This is a genomic window from Phenylobacterium sp. P4_E10 (assembly GCF_056401675.1).
In genome coordinates, this window is record NZ_JBFUIW010000001.1 from 38,237 (window position 1) to 56,068 (window position 17,832).

The window sequence follows — 17,832 nt, forward strand, 5'->3', positions numbered from 1 at the left end:
TGCCGTCAGAGCTTCAGCGCCTGATCCGTCGCGCGGACAAGTCCATCGACGATCCCCGGCTCGGTCGAGGCGTGTCCCGCGTCCCAGACGATGTCGAAATTGGCCTCGGGCCAGGCGTTCTTCAGCCGCCACGCGCTGTCCATCGGCGTGACCACGTCGAACCGACCCTGGACGATCCAGCCAGGAATGCCGCGGATCTTGTCGATATTTTTCAGGATCCAGCCGTCTTCCTTGAAGAAGCCGCCATTGGCGAAGAAATGGCACTCGATCCGCGCGAAGGCGATGGCGAAGTCGATCTCGTTGAACTTCGATGGCCGTGCTTCGGGCCCGCGGATCGAGATGGTGTCTCCTTCCCATTGGCTCCAGGCCGCAGCGGCCTCGGCCTGGATGCGGCGGTCGGTGTGGGTCAGCCGCTTGTGGTAGGCGGCCATCATGTCGCCGCGCTCCGCCTCCGGGATCGGCGCGCAGAACCGCTGCCAAGCGTCAGGGAACAGCATAGAAGCGCCGTCCTGGTAGAACCAGCGCAGCTCGCGCTGGGTCAGAAGGAAGATGCCGCGCAGCACCAGCGCCTCGACGCGGTGCGGATGGGTGATGGCGTAGGCCAGCGCCAGGGTCGAACCCCAGGAGCCGCCAAACACCGTCCATTTCTCGACACCGAGATGGATGCGAAGCCGCTCGATGTCCTCGATCAGCGACCAGGTAGTGTTGTCGTCCAGGCTGGCGTTGGGCCGCGACTTGCCGCAGCCGCGCTGGTCAAACAGCGCCATCCGCCACTTCGCCGGATTGAAGAACCGCCGCATGGTCGGGTTGATCGCCCCGCCCGGCCCGCCATGCAGGATGACGCACGGCTTGCCGTTCGGATTGCCGCACTCCTCATAGAAGATCTCGTGCGGGCCGCCGGTCGCCAGCCAGCCGTAGCCATACGGCTCGTTCTCGGGAAACAGCCCCTTGCGGTGCGCGGTGGTGGAGACGCTGAGCGGCGGGGTGTTTCGTTCCATCCCGCGCAGTCTACTTCGGGAAGCGGCGATCCATCCAGTCCAGGATGAGGCGGTTCACTTCCTCCGGCTTTTCCTGCTGCGTCCAGTGGCCGGATTCCTTGATCAGCGCCTTCTCCAGGTCGGAAATGACCTCTTCCATGCCATCGGCCATGGCCGGGGAGAGGACCACGTCCTTCTCGGCCATGATCATCAGGCACGGGATCCCGTCGATCCGCGTGGGCAGGTCGGCCGATCGCTCCCAGTTGCGGGTGAAGTTTCGGTACCAGTTGATGCCGCCGGTGAAGCCTGTCGCCTCAAAGGTCTCGACGAAGGCCGCCAGCTCATCGGGGCTGAGCAGCTGGTTGGAGGTGTCGGATTTATCCCAGGCCTTGAGCGCGTCTCCGAACGCGAAGGTCGAGCCGCCGGCCTCCGGGGCCGCGGCCTGCTCGACGGCGGCCGGCTTGCGCATGAAGAAGCGCATGGTCTTGTCGACATCGGCCGCCAGGGCCGCGTCGGCGATCGCCGGCTTCTGGAACCAGACGATGTACATGTCCTCGCCGAACACCTTGCGCATGCCCTCGATCGGATCGAGCGGCGCGCGGCGCATGAAGGGGGTGTTGAGGCCGATGACACCGGCGACGCGGTCGGGGTGTATCAGCGGCAGTTGCCAGACGACGATGCCGCCCCAGTCGTGCCCGCAGAACACGGCCTTCTCGACGCCGAGGTGATCGAGGAGGCCGACGAGGTCGCCGGTCAGGTGCTCCATGTCGTAATCGGAGACAGGATCAGGGCGCCCGCTGAGGCCGTAGCCGCGCTGGTCCGGGGCGATGGCCCAGACGCCGGCTTCCTCGCAGGCCTTGAGCTGGTGGCGCCAGGAGAAGGCGAGCTCGGGGAAGCCGTGGCAGAAGATCAGCGGCACGCCCTTGCGCGGCCCGACCTCGTAGTAGGCCATGTCGATCCCGTTGACCTGGGCGTGCTTCACCGGAGGCATCTGGCGGGCGAGGGCGGACGACATGCTGGGGTTCCTCTCTGCTCTTTGAGGCGGAGCTTGGCAGGGTTCCTTGCACGGAAAGCAAGGGTTAGAAGCCGAGCGATGACCGACAATCGAATCGACGACACGCGCATCCCCTGGGGTTTGGTGATCCTGCTGGGGGCGCTGACCGCCTTCGCGCCGATGTCGATCGACATGTACCTGCCAAGCCTGCCGGCGATTGGAGCGGACCTGAAGGCCAGCGCCGCCCAGACCCAGGCGACGGTGGCGGCGTTCTTCGCCGGCATGGCCATCGGCCAGTTCTTCTACGGCCCAGCTTCGGACCGGTTCGGCCGCCGCGGCCCGATCCTGGTCGGGGTTGCGATCTATATCGCCGCCTCGGTCGCCTGCGCGCTGGCCACCTCGCCGGAGATGCTGATCGCCTCGCGGTTCGTGCAGGCATTAGGCGGCTGCGCCGGCGGCGTGGTCGCCCGGGCGGTGGTCCGCGACCGCTTCAACCACACCGAGACGGCGCGGATGTTGTCGCTGCTGACCCTGATCATGGGCCTGGCGCCGATCCTGGCCCCGATCCTCGGCGGCGCGCTGCTGGCGCTCGGCGGCTGGCGGTTGAACTTCTGGGTGCTGACCGGCTTCGGGCTCGCCTGCGGCGCGGCGACCCTGCTGTGGCTGAAGGAGAGCCGCTCGGCCGAGACCGCGGCGCAAGCCGCCTCGGAGAGCCCGCTCGCCGCCTATCTGGCCCTGCTGCGCCAGCCCCGCCTGGTCGGCTACGCCCTGGCCGGGGCGCTCAATGGCGCGACCCTCTTCACCTATATCTCGGCCTCGCCGGGCCTGCTGATCGGCGCCTACGGGATCTCGCCACAGCACTTCGGCTGGGTGTTCGGACTCAACGCAGCGGGGGTGATCGGCGCCAGCCAGGTCAACCGCATCCTGCTGCGCACCCGCACCCCCGACCAGGTCCTGGCCCGCTCCAGCTCCGTCGCTGTCATGGCCTCGGTCGCCCTGGCCCTGGCGGCGGTCACCGGCTTTGGCGAGCGCTGGAGTGTGCTGCCGCTGCTGTTCGTGCTGCTGGCCAGCTACGGCTTCATGCAGGGCAACACCATGGCCGGGGCGCTGAACGTCGATCCCAAGCGCTCAGGCTCGATCTCGGCGCTGATGGGGGCGGCCTCGTTCGGGGTCGGGGCCCTGGCCGCCAGCCTGGCCGGCGCCTTCCACGACGGCACGCCGCGGCCGATGGCCATCGTCATGATGCTGGCGCTGATCGGCTCGGCGCTGGCCCTGCGCAAGCTGGCCCTGCCGAAGGACGCTCAGGCCTGAGGCTTCTGCAGGCTGGCCCAGGCCAGCACCGCCCAGCCGGCCAGGAACAGGGTCCCGCCGATCGGCGTGATCGCGCCGAACCAGCGCGGCGCGCCGAGCGCCATGGCGAACAGCGAGCCCGAGAAGATCGCCACCCCGGCCAGGAACAGCGGCGGCGCCAGCCGGGCGCGCGGCTTTCCCTGCGCCGCGAGGAAGGCGGCGGCGAACACCGCGAGCACATGCATGAAGGCGTAGGTCGCGCCGGTGTGCATCCACTCCTTGGCCTTGGGATCGCTCAGGCCATGGGCGGCGAAGGCCCCGAAGGCCACGGCCAGGAAGCCGCCGACGGCGGCCGCGAACATCCAGGGAGCAAGCTTGGTCATGCCCTTTGCCTAGCGAGTCCGGCGCTGCGCCGCTACCAATAGCCGAACAGGGGAGGGCGCTATGAAGCCGGTATCGGTCTCGGACTATCGCGAACTGGCGCGTCGGCGCCTGCCGCCCATGTTCTTCGAGTATATCGACGGCGGGTCCTACGCCGAGGTGACGCTCGGGCGGAACGTCGCCGACCTGGAAGCCATCGCCCTTCGCCAGCGCGTGATGCGCGACATGACCCAGCTCGACATGTCGGTGGAGGTGTTCGGCCAGAAGACGGCCATGCCGCTGGGGTTGTCGCCAGTCGGAATGGCCGGGATGTACGCCCGTCGCGGCGAGGCGCAGGCCGCCGCCGCCGCCGCCGAGGCCGGCATTCCGTTCTGCCTCTCCACCGTCGGGGTCTGCTCGGTCGAGGAGGTCGCCGCCACCGGAACGCCGCCCTGGTTCCAGCTCTACATGCTCAAGGACCGCGGCTACATGCGCGAGCTGCTGGCGCGGGCCAAGGCGGCCGGCTGCCCGGTGCTGGTGTTCACCGTCGATCTGCCGCTGCCGGGCTCGCGCTATCGCGACGTGCGGTCCGGCTTTTCCGGCTCCAGCGGGATCTCCGGCGCGCTCAACACCCTCTGGCAGGGCGCGACCCACCTCGAATGGTCCTGGGACGTCTACGCCAAGGGCAAGCCCCATACGCTCGGCAACGTCCAGAGCGCGGTGACCGAGGGCAAGCGGGTCAACGACTTCCTGAGCTGGATTGCCCGCAACTTCGACCGCTCCGTCACCTGGGCCGACCTCGACTTCGTGCGCGAGATCTGGGACGGCCCGATCGTCATCAAGGGCGTGCTCGATCCTGACGACGCCCGCGATGCGGTGAAGGCCGGCGCGCAGGGCCTGGTCGTCTCCAACCACGGGGGGCGGCAACTCGACGGCGTGCGCTCCTCGATCTCGGCCCTGCCGGCGGTGGTCGACGCGGTCGGCGACGACCTTGAAGTCTTCATGGACGGCGGCGTGCGATCCGGCCTGGACGTGCTGAAGGCGCTGAGTCTCGGGGCCAAGGCCTGCTTCGTCGGCCGTCCCTGGGCCTACGCCCTGGGCGCAGGAGGCCGACCGATGATATCCAAAATGCTCGGAACCCTGCGTTCGGAGCTGGCGACCGCCATGGTGCTGACGGGGTGTAAATCGGCGAGAACGGCTGATAAGTTGCTACTAGACGTCGCACCGTAGAAAATCTTTTCAAATTCCCGCGCTCAGGCCCATCGACAAGGGCTGATCTTGCCGGGTAAATGCCCGCCGAATTTGCGCGCAACAACGGTCTCCCAAGGCCGTCTGATCGCGCGCCTGTGAGTTGAGAGCGAGGTGTCCCCATGGGAGCTCCGGAACGGCAAGGTCTTTACGACCCGCGCAATGAACACGACGCGTGCGGTGTGGGTTTTGTGGCCAATATCAAAGGCCGCAAATCGCATGAGGTTGTGACTGCCGGCCTGGAGATCCTGATCAACCTGGATCACCGCGGCGCCGTCGGCGCCGATCCGCTGGTGGGCGACGGGGCCGGGATTCTGATTCAGATTCCGGATGGCCTGCTGCGCGACTGGGCCGCCAAGGAAGGCGTGAATCTGCCGCCGCCGGGCGAGTATGCGGTCGCCATGTGCTTCCTGCCGCGCGACGAGGCCGCGCGCGATGTGGCGGTCAGCCAGTTCGAGCACTTCCTGAAGGTGGAGGGGCAGACCTTCATCGCCTGGCGCGACGTGCCGACCAACACTGACGGTCTGGGCGAAGCGGTGCTCGCCGAGATGCCGGTGATCCGTCAGGCCATCGTCGGCCGCGGTCCCAACGTGAAGGATCAGGACGCCTTCGAGCGCAAGCTGCTGACCGTCCGCAAGCAGCTGCAGAACCCGCTGGCCGACCTGGCCGTCAAGAAGAACCTGCCGGGCCTGACCCAGCTCTACCTGCCGTCGTTCTCGACGCGCACCGTGGTCTACAAGGGCCTGCTGCTGGCCGATCAGGTCGGCACCTTCTACCAGGACCTGCTGGACGAACGCTGCGAGTCCGCCCTGGCCCTGGTTCACCAGCGGTTCTCGACCAACACCTTCCCGTCCTGGAAACTCGCGCACCCGTACCGGTTCATCGCCCACAACGGCGAGATCAACACCGTCCGCGGCAACGTGAACTGGATGAACGCCCGCCGCCGCACGCTGGAAAGCGACCTGCTGGGGCCGGACCTCAACAAGATGTGGCCGCTGATCCCGCACGGTCAGTCGGACACCGCCTGCCTCGACAACGCGCTCGAGCTGCTGGTCGCCGGCGGCTACCCGCTGGCCCACGCGGTCATGATGCTGATCCCGGAAGCCTGGGCCGGCAATCCGCTGATGAACGCCGAGCGCAAGGCGTTCTACGAATACCACGCCGCCCTGATGGAGCCGTGGGACGGCCCGGCCGCGGTGGCCTTCACCGACGGCCGCCAGATCGGCGCGACCCTCGACCGCAACGGCCTGCGTCCGGCCCGCTTCATCATCACCGACCAGGACCATGTGATCATGGCCTCGGAAGTCGGCGTGCTGACGGTTCCGGAAGAGCGCATCGTCCGCAAGTGGCGCCTGCAGCCCGGCAAGATGCTGCTGATCGACATGGAAGAAGGCCGGATCATCGAGGACGAGGAGATCAAGCGCTCCCTGTCCGAGGCCGAGCCCTATGCCGACTGGCTGCGCAACACCCAGTTCAAGCTCGAAGAGCTGCCGGAAATCGCCTTCAACGAGGCGCTGTCGAACGACGCGGCCCAACTGCTCGATCGCCAGCAGGCGTTCGGCTACACCCAGGAGGACGAGCAGTTCTTCCTGGAGCCGATGGCCGTCACCGGCGACGACCCGATCGGCTCGATGGGCGCGGACACGCCGATCGCCGTGCTCTCCCAGCGCTCGAAGCTGCTCTATGAGTACTTCAAGCAGAACTTCGCCCAGGTGACGAACCCGCCGATCGATCCGATCCGCGAGGAACTGGTCATGAGCCTGGTGTCGATGATCGGCCCGCGCCCGAACCTGCTCGGTCGCCACGCCGGCACCCACAAGCGCCTGGAAGTCTCGCAGCCGATCCTCACCAACGAGGACCTCAGCAAGATCCGGTCGATCAGCGAGCTGCTGGACGGCTCGTTCCGCACCGCCACCATCGACACCACCTGGGCGGCCGACGAAGGCGCGGCGGGCCTGGAGCGCGCACTGGACCGGCTGTGCCGCGAGGCCACCGAAAACGTCCTGGCCGACAAGAACATCCTGATCCTGTCGGATCGCCGCGTCAGTTCCGACCGCATCCCGATCCCGGCGGCGCTGGCCACCGCGGCCGTGCACCACCACCTGATCCGCCAGGGCCTGCGCATGCAGACCGGCCTGGTCATCGAGACCGGCGAAGCGCGTGAAGTGCACCACTTCTGCGTCCTGGCCGGCTACGGCGCCGAGGCGGTGAACCCCTATCTGGCGTTCGAGACCCTGGAAGCCCTGCGCGTGCGCCAAGGCATCACGCTGTCGGCCTATGACGTCCGCAAGAACTACATCAAGGCGGTGGGCAAGGGCATTCTGAAGGTCATGTCCAAGATGGGTATCTCGACCTACCAGTCCTATTGCGGCGCCCAGATCTTCGACGCCGTCGGCCTGTCGTCGGAGCTGATCGAGAAGTACTTCACCGGCACCGCGACCACCATCGAAGGCATCAGCCTGCCGCAGATCGCCGAGGAATCCGTGCGTCGTCACCGCGACGCCTACGGCGACAACCCGATCTACGCCTCCATGCTGGACGTCGGCGGCAGCTACGCCTTCCGCCTGCGCGGCGAACAGCACGCCTGGACGCCGGAGTCGGTCTCCAAGCTGCAGCACGCCGTCCGCGGCGGCCGCTCGGACGAGTACCGGGCCTTCGCCGAGACCATCAACGAGCAATCCGAGCGCCTGCTGACCATCCGCGGTCTGATGCGCTTCAACTTCGATCAGACCCCGGTGCCGATCGACGACGTCGAACCGGCCAGCGAGATCGTCAAGCGCTTTGCCACCGGCGCGATGAGCTTCGGCTCGATCAGCCGTGAGGCCCACACCACGCTGGCCGTGGCCATGAACCGCATCGGCGGCCGCTCCAACACCGGCGAGGGCGGCGAAGAATCCGACCGCTTCAAGCCGCTGCCGAACGGCGACTCGATGCGTTCGGCCATCAAACAGGTGGCTTCGGGCCGGTTCGGCGTCACCGCCGAGTACCTGGTCAACGCCGACGACATCCAGATCAAGATGGCCCAGGGCGCCAAGCCCGGGGAGGGCGGCCAGCTGCCCGGCCACAAGGTCGACAAGAACATCGCCCGCGTCCGTCACTCGACGCCGGGCGTGGGCCTCATCAGCCCGCCGCCGCACCACGACATCTATTCGATCGAGGATCTGGCCCAGCTGATCCACGACCTGAAGAACGTCAACCAGAAGGCCCGCATCTCCGTGAAGCTGGTCTCGGAAGTCGGGGTCGGCACGGTTGCGGCTGGCGTGGCGAAGGCCCGCGCGGACCACATCACCATCTCCGGCTTCGAAGGCGGCACCGGCGCTTCGCCGCTGACCTCGCTGACCCATGCGGGCTCGCCATGGGAGATCGGGCTGGCCGAGACCCAGCAGACCCTGCTGCTGAACGGCCTGCGCACCCGCGTGGCGGTTCAGGCGGACGGCGGCCTGCGGACCGGCCGCGACGTGGCCATCGCCGCCCTGCTGGGCGCCGACGAGTTCGGCTTCGCCACGGCGCCGCTGATCGCCGCCGGCTGCATCATGATGCGCAAGTGCCACCTGAACACCTGCCCGGTGGGCGTGGCGACCCAGGACCCGGTGCTGCGCGCGCGCTTCACCGGCCAGCCCGAGCACGTGATCAACTACTTCTTCTTCGTGGCCGAAGAGCTGCGCGAGATCATGGCCTCGCTGGGCTTCCGGACGGTCAATGAGATGGTCGGCCGCGTCGACCGCCTCAACGCCCGCGACGTGGTCGACCACTGGAAGGCCGATGGCGTCGATCTGTCGAAGCTGCTCTATGCGGCGGCGCCGGAAGGGGCCAAGGGCCTGTGGAACATGGACCGTCAGGACCATGGCCTGGGCAAGGCGCTGGACAACACCCTGATCGCCGACGCCGCGCCGGCGCTGGAGAAGGGCGAACCGGTCCTGCTCGAGTACGCGATCAAGAACATCAACCGCACCGCCGGCGCCATGCTGTCGGGCGAGGTGGCCAAGCGCTACGGCCACGCCGGCCTGCCGGAAGACACCATCGCCATCAAGTTCCGCGGCCAGGCCGGCCAGAGCTTCGGCGCCTTCGCGGCCCGCGGCGTGACGCTGGAGCTGACCGGCGACGGCAACGACTATGTCGGCAAGGGTCTCTCCGGCGGCCGCGTGGTGGTGCGCCAGCCTCCCGAGGCCAACCGCGACCCGACCCAGAACATCATCGCGGGCAACACGGTGCTCTACGGCGCCATCGCGGGCGAGGCCTACATCCAGGGCGTGGCCGGCGAGCGTTTCGCCGTCCGCAATTCCGGCGCCGTGACGGTGGTCGAGGGCGTGGGCGACCACGGCTGCGAGTACATGACCGGCGGCGTGGTGGTGGTGCTGGGCGACACCGGCCGCAACTTCGCGGCCGGCATGTCCGGCGGCGTGGCCTATGTCTACGACCCGGCGGGCCGCTTCGACGTTCTCTGCAACAAGGCGATGGTCGACCTGGAAAAGGTCGAGCCGGCCGGCCCGGCGACCCGCGAGGACGAGCCGTTCCGCCCGAGCCAGCGCTCGCTGTCGGTCGAGAACAACGGCATGGGCGACGTGCTGCGGTTCGACGCCGAGCGCCTGCGCATCCTGATCGAGCGGCACCTGCTCTATACGGGGTCGGCGCGCGCCCGCGAGATTCTCGAAAACTGGGACCAGGCCCTGACCTCGTTCGTGAAGGTCATGCCTAAGGATTATCGCCGCGCCCTGTTGGACATGGCCGCGGAACGCCAGGCGGCTGCGGCCGTCGCGGCGGAATAGGGTGGGGAGTAGAGAAGATGGGTAAGCCCACCGGCTTTCTTGAGATCGAGCGCCAGGAGCGCACCTACGAGGCTCCGCAGGAGCGCCTGCAGAACTGGAACGAGTTCGTGCAAGCCATGCCGGCGGCCGACGTGTCCAAGCAGGCGTCGCGCTGCATGGACTGCGGGATTCCGTTCTGTCACCAGGGGTGCCCGGTCAACAACCAGATCCCGGACTTCAACAATCTGGTCTATCGCGACCAGTGGAAGACGGCTCTGGATAACCTCCAGTCGACCAACAACTTCCCGGAGTTCACCGGCCGCGTCTGCCCCGCCCCGTGCGAGGCGTCCTGCACGCTGAACATCATCGACACACCGGTGACCATCAAGACGATCGAGTGCGAGATCGTCGACCGCGGCTGGCAGGAAGGCTGGATCGGGCCGCAGATGTCGCCGCGCGGCACCGGCAAGCGCATCGCCGTCGTCGGCTCGGGCCCCGCAGGCATGGCCTGCGCCCAGCAGCTGGCGCGCGCCGGTCACGCTCCGACAGTGTTCGAGAAGAGCGACCGGATCGGCGGCCTGCTCCGCTACGGCATTCCGGACTTCAAGATGGAAAAGCATCTGATCGACCGCCGCGTCGCGCAGATGGAGCAGGAAGGCGTGATCTTCCGCACCGGCTTCGAGGTCGGCAAGACGGTCTCGGTCCAGCGGCTGCTGGACGACTATGACGTGCTGATCATGGCCGGCGGCGCCGAGGATCCTCGCGATCTGAACGTGCCCGGCCGCGAGCTGGCCGGCGTGCATTTCGCCATGGATTTCCTGACCCAGCAGAACAAGCGCAACGCCGGAGACGACGAGCTGCGGGCGGCCCCGACCGGCGCGATCTCGGCCACCGGCAAGCACGTGGTCGTCATCGGCGGCGGCGATACCGGAAGCGACTGCATCGGCACCTCCAACCGCCACGGCGCGGTCACGGTCACCCAGCTGGAAATCATGCCCCAGCCGCCGGCGCGCGAGAACAAGCAGCTGACCTGGCCGGACTGGCCGCTGAAGCTGCGCACCTCGTCGAGCCACGAGGAAGGCTGCGAGCGGGACTTCGCGGTCTCGGCCAAGCGCTTCATCGGTTCGAACGGCAAGGTCGAGGCGGTCGAGTGCGTCCGCGTCGAGTGGGTCGCGGGCCCTGACGGCCGCCAGACCCTCCAGGAGGTGGCCGGCAGCGAGTTCGAGCTGAAGGCCGACCTGGTGCTGTTCGCCATGGGCTTCGTCGGCCCGCGCAACAACGAGTTCATGCAGCAGTCCGGCGTCGAGCTGGACCCGCGCGGGAACGTCAAGGCGCCGGTGACCAACTACCAGACCACGACGCCGAACATCTTCTCGTGCGGCGACATGCGTCGCGGCCAGTCGCTGGTCGTCTGGGCGATCCGCGAGGGCCGCCAGTGCGCGCAGGCGGTCGACGCCTACCTGATGGGAACCAGCAAGCTGCCGCGCTGAGGCGCGGCGGCCCCTACGGGTTGATGTTGTTGAGCACGTCCAGGTGCGCGGCGATCATCGTCGCCGACCTGGCGGCGTGGGCGCGCAGCAGCTCGTTGTCGCCCTTCGCGGCATAGTTCTGGTGCAGGGCCAACGCGATCTTGTGGCTCTCCAGCGCGCTCGACTTGAAGCGGTCGTCGAACTCCTGGGTGGCCGCGCCGGCCTGCTGCAGGGCGTCGAGCATGCCGGTCGGGCCCTTGCCGAGCGAGCCGGTGGCCGGAGGCGGCAAGCCCGCTTGCGACAGCACCGCCTTCAGGTCGGTGAAGCTCGCGGTATGCGAGTCGAACACCGTCTTCGCGAAGCTGCGAATTTCCTCCGAACGGGCGCGGGAAACGCCCAGGCGGCCGGTCTCGATCATGAAGCGATCGGTGATCGACGCGGACCGTGCGTAGTCGGCGGCGACGGTGGGCAAGTCCAGCGTCTTCGGAGAGCTGTCCAGGCGGCTCTGAGCGAGAGCGGGGGGTGCTGAGACGGCCAAGATCAGCGTAGCTACGGCCGCAAGGAATACGCGCATTGCAAGTTCCCTCGCCTGATGGTCTGCGACATTAAACACGATCGTCGCCATACGGTTCCGCTGCCGGCTTGGCCGTCGGCCCTAGGTCGCGGTATGGCGGGTGCATGAAGCGTTTTTTCCTCGCCGCCGCCGCGGCCTGCCTCGCCCTCGGCCCGAGCCTCGCGGCCGCCGAGTCCATGACGGTCTACAAGGGCGCGACCCTGATCGACGGGAATGGCGGCGCGCCCAGGCCGGGCATGTCGATCCTGGTCAACGGCGAGCGTATCGAGCGCGTCTGGAAGGACGGCGAGGTGATGTTCAAGCTGCCGCCGGACACCAAGGTGGTGGACATGGCCGGCAAGTACGTCCTGCCGGGCCTGACCGACAGCCACGAGCACCTGGCGACGCCGCCGAACCGGCCGTTCGCGCAGGCGCAGATGAAGCGCGACCTCTACAGCGGCATCACCTCGATCCGCGACATGGCCGACGACCTGCGCAACGTCGCCGACCTGTCGCGCGCCTCGCGGATCGGCGAGATCCCCGGCCCGGATATCTACTACGCGGCGCTGATGGCCGGCCCGTCGTTCTTCGACGACCCGCGCGTGCAGGTCGCCTCGCTGGGGGCCAAGGGCGGGGAGGTCTCGTGGATGAAGGCGGTGACGCCGCAGACCGACCTGGTCAACGCCGTCGCGCAGGCGCGCGGCATCGGCGCCACGGCGATCAAGATCTACGCCAACCTGCCGGGCGAGGAGGTCGCGCGGATCACCCAGGAAGCGCACCGCCAGGGCGTCCAGGTGTGGGCCCACGCCGCGGTGTTCCCGGCCACCCCGGCCCAGGTGCTCGACGCCGGCGCCGACGTGGTCAGCCACGTCTGCATGCTGGCCTACCAGGTCTCCGACCAGATCCCGACCGGCTACCACCGCCGCGCCGCGGTCCAGGAGGAGAAGTTCGGCAAGGACGTGAACCCCGAGATCGCCAAGCTGCTGGCCAAGATGAAGGCCGACGGCCAGGTGCTCGACGCCACGGTCCGCATCTACGAGATGATGAAGGGCCGCACGGCCAAGCCGTACTGCTCGACCGAACTGGCCGCGCAACTGACCAACCAGGCGCTGAAGGCCGGGGTGGTGATCTCGGCCGGCACCGACGGCTTCTCCGATCCCGAGGCGGCCTATCCGGCGCTCTACGAAGAGCTGGAGATGCTGGTCGACAAGGCCGGCTTCACGCCGATGCAGGCCGTGGTCGCGGCCACCCGCAACGGCGCGCTGTCGGTGCGCAAGGACGCCGACTTCGGGACCATCGAGGCCGGCAAGCTGGCCAACCTCGTCTTCACTGCCCAGGACCCGTCCAAGGACATCAAGGCCCTGCGGACCCTGACCCTCACCGTGAAGCGCGGCAAGGAATACCCCCGCGCCGACTTCGACCCCAAGGCCGACCTCGCGGCCCGGAGCAGCGACAAATGATCAACCGCCGCCAGACCCTCAGCCTCGCCGCCGCAGCCTTCGCCGCGGGCGGCCCGGCCTTTGCGGCCAAGGACGAGCCGCTGATGATCAACGCCCTGGGCGGGATCTCCAATCCGAACCTGCAGATCGGCCGCCAGGCCTCGCCGGCGGCCGACACCCTGCTGCTCGACGTCGATGCGCGCGGCATCGCCGATGCCAAGGCGGCCGGGCTCTCGGCGGTCAACATCACGCTGGGCTATGTGGCCGGTCCGCAGGACCCCTACGCCTATACGCATCAGACCCTGGACGCCTGGGACAAGCTGCTGGCCGACAACGCCGGCTCGCTGACCCCGGTGCGCAAGGCGTCGGACATCGCCCGCGCCAAGGCCGACGGCAAGGTCGGGATCATCTACGGATTCCAGAACGCCGTGCAGATCGGCGAGCACCTGGAGCGGGTCGACGAGTTCGCCGCCCGCGGGGTGCGGATCGTGCAGCTGACCTACAACCCGGCCAACATCCTCGGCGACGGCTCGATGGCGCCGGAGAACCGCGGCCTGACCGAGCTCGGCCGCAAGGTGGTCGACAAGCTCAACGCCGCCAAGCTGATGGTCGATCTCTCGCATTCGGGCGAGCGCACCTGCCTGGACGCCATCGCCGCCTCCAAGGCGCCGATCTCGATCAACCACACCGGCTGCCGGGCGCTGACCGACCTGCCGCGCAACAAGACCGACGCCGAGCTGCGCGGGGTGGCGGAGAAGGGCGGCTTTGTCGGTATCTACTTCATGCCGTTCCTGAACCTCAGCGGCCACGCCAGCGCCGCCGACGTGGTGGCCCATGTCGAGCACGCGTTGAAGGTCTGCGGCGAGGATCATGTCGGCATCGGCACCGACGGCTCGGCCGCCACCATCGACGACATGGAGGCCTACAAGGAGGCCCTGGCCCAGGAGAACCGCGAGCGGGTCGCCGCCGGCATCGCCGCCAAGGGCGAGCGGGCCGACACCTATCCCTTCGTGCTCGACCTGCGCGGCCCCGACCAGTTCCGCAAGCTGGCGCGGATGCTCGAGGCCCGGGGCCACAAGCCGCGGGTGGTCGAGAAGGTGCTGGGCCTGAACTTCGTCGCCTACGCCGACCGCGTCTGGGCCTGATCGCAGGTAGGTGGAGCCGGAAGCGGGGCCCGCTTCCGGCTTGGGCGTCAGCCCATCCGGCTTGGGCGTCAGCCCATGTACTTCCCGGCGAGCAGGAAGGTCAGAGCGCTGATTACCGCCGCCGCCGGCAGGGTCACGACCCAGGCGGTGACGATCGACTTGGCCACGCCCCAGCGCACCGCCGAAACCCGCCGGGCCGCGCCGACGCCGACGATCGCGCCGGTGATGGTGTGAGTGGTCGACACCGGCACGCCGAGGCCAGTGGCCATGAACAGGGTGATGGCCCCGCCGGTCTCGGCGCAGAAGCCCTGCATCGGGGTCAGGCGGGTGATGCGCGAGCCCATGGTGTGCACGATCCGCCAGCCGCCGAACAAGGTGCCCAGGCCCATGGCCGCCTGGCAGGACAGCACCACCCACAGCGGCACGTGGAACTGGCCGTCGGCCGGGCCCATGCCGTGGGCGATCAGCAGGGCGGCGATGATGCCCATGGTCTTCTGGGCGTCGTTGCCGCCGTGGCCGAGCGAATAGAGCGACGCCGAGACGAACTGCAGCTTGCGGAACACCCCGTCGACCGCGAACGGCGTCACCTTGATGAACGCCCAGGAGACGATCAGCACCAGCAGCAGGGCCAGGAAGAACCCGGTGGCGGGCGAGAGCACGATGGCGAAGACGGTCTTGCTGAGCCCGGCCCAAACGATCGCGCTGGTCCCGGCCTTGGCGACGCCCGCGCCGACCAGGCCGCCGATCAGGGCGTGCGAGGAGGAAGAGGGGATCGCCATCCACCAGGTCAGCAGGTTCCAGCCGATCGCCCCGATCAGGGCGGAGAAGATCAGGCCGTCGCTGATCAGCTCCGGCATGACGATGCCTGAGCCCACGGTCTTGGCCACGTGCAGGCCGAAGAACAGGAAGGCGATGAAGTTGAAGAACGCCGCCCAGGCCACCGCCGCGAAGGGCGGCAGCACACGGGTGGCCACGATGGTGGCGATGGAGTTGGCGGCGTCGTGCAGGCCGTTCAGGAAGTCGAAGGCCAGCGCGACAACGATCAGGAAGATCAGCAGCGGCCCGTAGCCGGCGAGGAGCTCCACGCGCCTAGACCTGCTCGATCACGATGCCGCTGATGCGGTTCGCCACATCCTCGAAACGGTCCATCACCTTTTCCAGGTGGCTGTAGACGTCGACCCCGACAACGAAGGCCATCGGGTCGTCGTGGCGGTGAGCCAGGAACAGCGCCTTGCGGCCGGCGTCGTAGATGACGTCCGAGCGGTCCTCGATATGGGTGATCTGCTCGGTCAGCTGGCTGAGCCGGGTCACGTTCTGGCGCATCTTCGACATCAGGCCGACGGCTTCGCGGGTCAGCAGGGCGGCCTCGACGATGATGTCGGCCATCTCGCGCATCGGGTCTTCGAACTCGCGCAGTTCGAACAGGGTCACGACCTTCACCGTCTTGTGCATCTGGTCGATCGCATCGTCGAGCGAGGTGATCAGGTCCTGGATGTCGCTGCGGTCGAACGGGGTGATGAAGGTCCGGCGGACGGTCAGCAGCACTTCGCGGGTGATGGCGTCGGCGGCGTCCTCGTGGGCGATCACGCGCGCGCAGGCGTCAGCCACCCCGTCTCCACCCTGCAGCACCTCGCGCAGGGCGGTGGCGCCTTCGACCAAAGTCTCAGCGTGAGCGCTGAAAAGGTCAAAGAACTTCAATTCCTTAGGCATAAGCGCCTGGAACCAGCTCAGCATCGTACCGTCCGTGTTTTTCGTTAAGCGGCCGCGGAGGCCCGATGACTTCTGCGCGCTCTTAGCCGCTTCCGGGCTCGGACCCAAGTGCCGCTGCAGGTCGCGGCGCCGCAGGGGCGCTCGCGCGGCGCGCGTAGACCCCGACGCTGGCGCCTTGGAACAGGGCCCGCCACTCGGCGCCGGGCGCGCGAGCGCCGACGCCGACGACGGTATCGACATCGGCCAGGCTCGCCGGGGCGGCGGCGGCGAGCACGGCTTGTGGCCGGGCGCGCAGCCGCCAGAACGCCAGCCGCGCAGAGGCCGGATCCTTGGCGATCAGCGCCACATCGCCCGGCCGGCGCGAGACGATGGCGTCGGCCGCCAGCAGTTCCGCGCCCAGTCCGTTGCGGCCTGCGGCGCCGGCGCGCTCCCAGACCACGTCACGGCCCGCCGAAAGCAGGCCAAGCGCCAGGAAGAGCGCCAGCCAGATGCGCTCCGCCGGCCAGGCCGTCAGGGCCATGGACAAACCCGCCGCAACCACGGCGGCCGCGGCGGCGGCGGCGTAGATCGGACTGTCCAGGCCAAAGGCGGTGAGGGCGGCGGCGTCCCAGGCCTGCGGCCAGGCGCCGTCGAACTGGCAGGCGGCAAATCCGGCAAGGCCGATCACCGGGGCTACGCCCATGGCGATGCGCCACCAGCGGCCGGCGGCGCGGTCGAACTCGCCGATGAACGGCGTGGCGGTCAACCACAGCAGCGGGATCAGTCCCTCGAAGCTGCGGCCCCAGGTGCGGTTGGGGCCGCCGGCGATGTCGGTCACGGCCAGGGCGGCGGTGACCAGCAGCACGCCGACGAAGGTCAGCAGGGTCAGGAGGAAGGTCGCCTCTTGCGGCTCCAGGGTGAATCGCATGCGGCCGCGGCTCCAGCCCCAGCGCATCTCCACTCGCAGCAGTCCGGTAAGGGTGGGCAGGCCGGAGAGCATCATCGAGGCGGCCACCATCACCACCAGCGCCCGCGCCCCGGTGATCCAGGCGGCCGGGCTCAGTTCGCCAGTGAACAGCGGATCGAACCGCGCGCCGAGATAGAAGGTCAGCGGCTCGGCGACCGGCTGGTTGGCCAGCATCGCCAGCAGGTTGGCGCCGGCCAGGAATCCGGCGCCGAAGGTGGCGATCCGGGCCATGAACACGCGCAGGTTTCGCCGTCCCAGGCCCAGGTCGATGCAGGCCAGCGCCACGAACGCCCCAGGCAAGGCGAGGCCCTGCGGCTTGAACAGCACCATCACCCCGGCCAGCGCGCCGACCAGGGCGGCGTGGATCACGGGGCGGCCATGGTAGAGCCGTGAGGTCGTCAGGATCGCCAGGCCCATCAGGGCGACGAACCATCCGTCTGGCAGCGCGGCGAAGGCGAAGCGGTAATAGGGATAGGCGAGGGCGAGCAGGAGGACGCCCAGCGCGTGGCGCCGCTCCAGGTTCCGCGCGACGCTGAGATAGGCCAGCAGCAGTCCGGCGAAATAGGCCGCCGCGCCCAGGATTCGCAGCCACGGCAGCAGGCTCTGCGTGCCGTAGGTGACGGCGCGGACGATCAGGGCGAAGCCGGTGTCCTGCAACCCCTGCACCTGCGGGAGGAGTTCCGGACGCGCCGCCAAGGTCGTGGCGTAGAGCGCGTGGATCAGGTGGCCGGTCTCGGCCGCCACGTAAAGCGGCAGGGCCAGGAAGATGCGGTTCAGATAGACCAGCGCGATGACGGCTCCGGCCAGGCCCATCAGGCCAAGGGTCACGCGCCCGCCCAGCCCCAACCGCTGCTGTCCGTCCCCCGAAGTCATACCGTCACTTTGGCGAGACTCAGCTCGCCTGACCAGCACCCAGGCGGAGCCTTGCCGATACGGGCGGTTGCGGTTTGCGCTGC

The 17,832-nt window shown here is 68.5% G+C and carries 13 protein-coding genes; 6 read left to right on the top strand and 7 right to left on the bottom strand.

What is annotated here, in order from left to right; translation table 11 throughout:
- Positions 1–5: 5 nt before the first annotated feature.
- Positions 6–998 (bottom strand): prolyl aminopeptidase, encoded by a 993-nt coding sequence (gene pip / locus AC1DQJ_RS00225; protein WP_477599086.1) that lies wholly within the window; start codon positions 996–998, stop codon positions 6–8.
- A gap of 10 nt (positions 999–1,008) precedes the next feature.
- Positions 1,009–1,992, bottom strand: a complete 984-nt coding sequence (locus tag AC1DQJ_RS00230; protein ID WP_477599088.1) for an alpha/beta fold hydrolase — start codon at positions 1,990–1,992, stop codon at positions 1,009–1,011.
- Between the two features lie 78 nt (positions 1,993–2,070).
- Here AC1DQJ_RS00230 and AC1DQJ_RS00235 point away from each other — a divergent pair, with 78 nt between their 5' ends.
- Complete coding sequence (locus AC1DQJ_RS00235; RefSeq protein ID WP_477599090.1) at positions 2,071–3,282, top strand: multidrug effflux MFS transporter; 1,212 nt, start codon at positions 2,071–2,073, stop codon at positions 3,280–3,282.
- Here AC1DQJ_RS00235 and AC1DQJ_RS00240 read toward each other — a convergent pair.
- On the bottom strand, positions 3,273–3,644 hold the full coding sequence (locus AC1DQJ_RS00240; RefSeq protein ID WP_477599092.1) for a DUF423 domain-containing protein: 372 nt from the start codon (positions 3,642–3,644) through the stop codon (positions 3,273–3,275). The two genes, AC1DQJ_RS00235 and AC1DQJ_RS00240, sit on opposite strands and share 10 nt — an antisense overlap.
- A gap of 61 nt (positions 3,645–3,705) precedes the next feature.
- Here AC1DQJ_RS00240 and AC1DQJ_RS00245 point away from each other — a divergent pair, with 61 nt between their 5' ends.
- The 3 genes from AC1DQJ_RS00245 (at position 3,706) to AC1DQJ_RS00255 (ending at position 11,104) form a co-directional block, all read left to right on the top strand.
- Entirely contained in the window at positions 3,706–4,851 is a 1,146-nt protein-coding gene (locus AC1DQJ_RS00245) for an L-lactate dehydrogenase (RefSeq protein WP_477599094.1), read from the top strand.
- Positions 4,852–4,991: 140 nt separating this feature from the next.
- Entirely contained in the window at positions 4,992–9,635 is a 4,644-nt protein-coding gene (gltB, locus tag AC1DQJ_RS00250) for a glutamate synthase large subunit (protein WP_477599095.1), read from the top strand.
- A 17-nt stretch (positions 9,636–9,652) separates the two neighbouring features.
- Positions 9,653–11,104 carry a glutamate synthase subunit beta gene (locus AC1DQJ_RS00255; protein WP_477599097.1) on the top strand — a complete coding sequence of 484 codons (1,452 nt, stop codon included), beginning with the start codon at positions 9,653–9,655 and terminating at the stop codon, positions 11,102–11,104.
- A 13-nt stretch (positions 11,105–11,117) separates the two neighbouring features.
- Here the strand turns inward: AC1DQJ_RS00255 and AC1DQJ_RS00260 are convergent, their stop codons facing one another.
- The gene (locus AC1DQJ_RS00260; RefSeq protein ID WP_477599099.1) at positions 11,118–11,657 is read right to left on the bottom strand and encodes a DUF4142 domain-containing protein; all 540 of its coding nucleotides are present in this window, start codon (positions 11,655–11,657) and stop codon (positions 11,118–11,120) included.
- Positions 11,658–11,761: 104 nt separating this feature from the next.
- Here AC1DQJ_RS00260 and AC1DQJ_RS00265 point away from each other — a divergent pair, with 104 nt between their 5' ends.
- Together AC1DQJ_RS00265 and AC1DQJ_RS00270 are read left to right on the top strand one after the other, a co-directional pair.
- Positions 11,762–13,096: an amidohydrolase family protein gene (locus AC1DQJ_RS00265; RefSeq protein WP_477599101.1), complete on the top strand. Its 1,335-nt coding sequence runs from the start codon at positions 11,762–11,764 to the stop codon at positions 13,094–13,096.
- The gene (locus tag AC1DQJ_RS00270; RefSeq protein ID WP_477599103.1) at positions 13,093–14,220 is read left to right on the top strand and encodes a dipeptidase; all 1,128 of its coding nucleotides are present in this window, start codon (positions 13,093–13,095) and stop codon (positions 14,218–14,220) included. The genes AC1DQJ_RS00265 and AC1DQJ_RS00270 overlap by 4 nt, the downstream gene beginning before the upstream one ends.
- 68 nt (positions 14,221–14,288) lie before the next feature.
- Here AC1DQJ_RS00270 and AC1DQJ_RS00275 read toward each other — a convergent pair whose 3' ends face one another.
- From AC1DQJ_RS00275 to AC1DQJ_RS00285, 3 genes are read right to left on the bottom strand one after another with little or no spacing between them, the layout of a single operon-like run.
- Positions 14,289–15,305: an inorganic phosphate transporter gene (locus tag AC1DQJ_RS00275; RefSeq protein ID WP_477599105.1), complete on the bottom strand. Its 1,017-nt coding sequence runs from the start codon at positions 15,303–15,305 to the stop codon at positions 14,289–14,291.
- Positions 15,306–15,309: 4 nt separating this feature from the next.
- Positions 15,310–15,954, bottom strand: a complete 645-nt coding sequence (locus AC1DQJ_RS00280) for a DUF47 domain-containing protein (protein WP_477599107.1) — start codon at positions 15,952–15,954, stop codon at positions 15,310–15,312.
- Positions 15,955–16,012: 58 nt separating this feature from the next.
- The gene (locus AC1DQJ_RS00285) at positions 16,013–17,749 is read right to left on the bottom strand and encodes a hypothetical protein (RefSeq protein ID WP_477599109.1); all 1,737 of its coding nucleotides are present in this window, start codon (positions 17,747–17,749) and stop codon (positions 16,013–16,015) included.
- Positions 17,750–17,832 lie beyond the last annotated feature (83 nt).

Excerpts from the sequence above, each read along its gene's own strand:
- pip (WP_477599086.1), bottom strand. The coding sequence starts at position 998 with ATGGAACGAAACACCCCGCCGCTCAGCGTCTCCACCACCGCGCACCGC.
- AC1DQJ_RS00230 (WP_477599088.1), bottom strand. The coding sequence starts at position 1,992 with ATGTCGTCCGCCCTCGCCCGCCAGATGCCTCCGGTGAAGCACGCCCAG.
- AC1DQJ_RS00235 (WP_477599090.1), top strand. The coding sequence starts at position 2,071 with ATGACCGACAATCGAATCGACGACACGCGCATCCCCTGGGGTTTGGTG.
- AC1DQJ_RS00240 (WP_477599092.1), bottom strand. The coding sequence starts at position 3,644 with ATGACCAAGCTTGCTCCCTGGATGTTCGCGGCCGCCGTCGGCGGCTTC.
- AC1DQJ_RS00245 (WP_477599094.1), top strand. The coding sequence starts at position 3,706 with ATGAAGCCGGTATCGGTCTCGGACTATCGCGAACTGGCGCGTCGGCGC.
- gltB (WP_477599095.1), top strand. The coding sequence starts at position 4,992 with ATGGGAGCTCCGGAACGGCAAGGTCTTTACGACCCGCGCAATGAACAC.
- AC1DQJ_RS00255 (WP_477599097.1), top strand. The coding sequence starts at position 9,653 with ATGGGTAAGCCCACCGGCTTTCTTGAGATCGAGCGCCAGGAGCGCACC.
- AC1DQJ_RS00260 (WP_477599099.1), bottom strand. The coding sequence starts at position 11,657 with ATGCGCGTATTCCTTGCGGCCGTAGCTACGCTGATCTTGGCCGTCTCA.
- AC1DQJ_RS00265 (WP_477599101.1), top strand. The coding sequence starts at position 11,762 with ATGAAGCGTTTTTTCCTCGCCGCCGCCGCGGCCTGCCTCGCCCTCGGC.
- AC1DQJ_RS00270 (WP_477599103.1), top strand. The coding sequence starts at position 13,093 with ATGATCAACCGCCGCCAGACCCTCAGCCTCGCCGCCGCAGCCTTCGCC.
- AC1DQJ_RS00280 (WP_477599107.1), bottom strand. The coding sequence starts at position 15,954 with ATGCTGAGCTGGTTCCAGGCGCTTATGCCTAAGGAATTGAAGTTCTTT.
- AC1DQJ_RS00285 (WP_477599109.1), bottom strand. The coding sequence starts at position 17,749 with ATGACTTCGGGGGACGGACAGCAGCGGTTGGGGCTGGGCGGGCGCGTG.